Here is a 1,830-nt window from a genome sequence, read left to right as displayed (position 1 = left end):
TATACGGCTGCTGCAGCAGCCTAAAGGGTGATGCACTTCAGAGTTGAATGCAGGCGTGAATAGAAACAACCAATGACCAAATAATCCTTAAGAAAATTATCCTTGTATTTTTTTGACATTCTAACACTTGCAGAAAACTCAGCCTACCAGGCTGGTCAATATCAAAAAAATGCTGTCTATAACTTTGTAGCGTAAATACGACTTAGGTATAGAAATGGAACTCAGTTATATTTTTATGATATGTACAGTGACTATATTGACATTAATTGTCTGCGCCTATCTGTATAACTACTTTCTTACAGCCAGCGCGACGTTTCATCAATCTCCAGTCACTGATAACGGAATTGATCTGCACGGTCAGTTAGGAGATAAAGACACGATCAACATTCTAGTAATCGACGGTGGAGGCATTCGTGGCCTGATCCCTCTCTATGTCATTAAGCACTTAGAAAAAGAGTTAGGCCGACCGGTTGATGAAGTTTTCGATGTATTCAGTGGCGTCTCAACCGGCGCAGTGATTGTCACCGGCTTGAATGTCCGCTCGACTCACCTGGCTAAAAAATACGGTAGCTTGGACTCCAAAGCTGACCTATTGATTGACCTTTACAAGTCAAAAAGTAACTACTTGTTTTCCATTCCTTGGTATCACAAATTGCTAACTGGGTCAGGCCTTTTTTCCCCAAAATATCTTGGCCGCCGCCTACACAGAGTTATGGAGAAGCATTATTCTCCAGAACTAAACTTCACCGATTTAAAAAACTATGTGATTATCCCGTCACTGAGTGTAAACACCGGCAAACTCCACCTCTTTAAAAACCGTGGGGAAGATACCAGTGAATTACCCACGAATAGCCTCTACCAGCTGGTTACAGCCGCTGTAAGTGGAGTCACACTATTTCCGCCTGTCGGCTTTATGAATAAAAGCGAAAGCGTAAGTCATAAATACTTTGCAGACGCGGGTCTTTCAGCTAACAACCCGGCGAGTGTTGCACTTCTGGATATTATCAAAGAATATCCTCAAAAAAACTATTATGTACTGATTCTTGGGTCTGGAACCTCTCCACTGACAAGCTCCAAAGTAAAATATAAAGACTTGAAAAATTGGGGCAGAATACGCTGGGCGCGAGACGCTATATCAAGCGTACAGCGATCAATGGACGAACAGCAATTAAATACGCTTGAGATTGCCAAACTGCTCTCCAGCAATGTGAAAATTAAATACAATTATCTGAATGTAGAGGTTGCTGACCCTCATGTCGGAATCTTTGATTATCACAACATCGACTCCCTTGAGATTCACTCTGATAGACTCATCAAGAACAATGAGGAATCAATGCAACAAGTGATTGACCACCTGGCCCGCGGCCAAGAACAGGAACAGGAACAGGAACAGGAACAGGAACAGGAACAGGAACAGGCAGCTTAGAGAAATCACAAAAACTATCAACCAAAAATCTAGGGTGACGACACCAGGAGGACATTGTCACCCTCACAACGTCCAACAGAACCAGATTTTCTGGACACCCAGCTTGTAGACTGGAAGGACCGGCAACCGCAGCAATACTGCCGAAGGTATCCCACCGAATCTAAAATAACTGGGTATCTCATCAAATTTCCATTAGCTGACTCGAAAGCCCGCCATAAAGAGAAACTACTGCCTATTTTAACACCAATCCTCAGGCAATTAATCAACGGATACGAAACCCCATTTTTTTGTCTCATTACTTTCCAATTAGATCGCCGTAAAAGGCCAACTCACCCTTACAGGTTCGTAGCCCCAGGGCTGTCCCATATAAATCGGTGTAAAAACGAACAGAATAGACCTAAAAT

General features: G+C 42.8%; 1 protein-coding gene. It reads left to right on the top strand.

Annotation, left to right across the window (positions count from 1 at the left end; genetic code table 11):
• The first annotated feature begins 214 nt into the window (after positions 1 to 214).
• Positions 215 to 1,426 (top strand): patatin-like phospholipase family protein, encoded by a 1,212-nt coding sequence (locus MO867_RS21880; protein ID WP_252473095.1) that lies wholly within the window; start codon positions 215 to 217, stop codon positions 1,424 to 1,426.
• The last annotated feature ends 404 nt before the right edge of the window (positions 1,427 to 1,830 follow it).

The organism is Microbulbifer okhotskensis (assembly GCF_023895975.1).
GTDB classification, from domain to species: domain Bacteria; phylum Pseudomonadota; class Gammaproteobacteria; order Pseudomonadales; family Cellvibrionaceae; genus Microbulbifer; species Microbulbifer okhotskensis.
The sequence above is the reverse complement of the archived record's forward strand: the minus strand, read 5'-3'. Positions and strand labels throughout refer to the sequence as shown.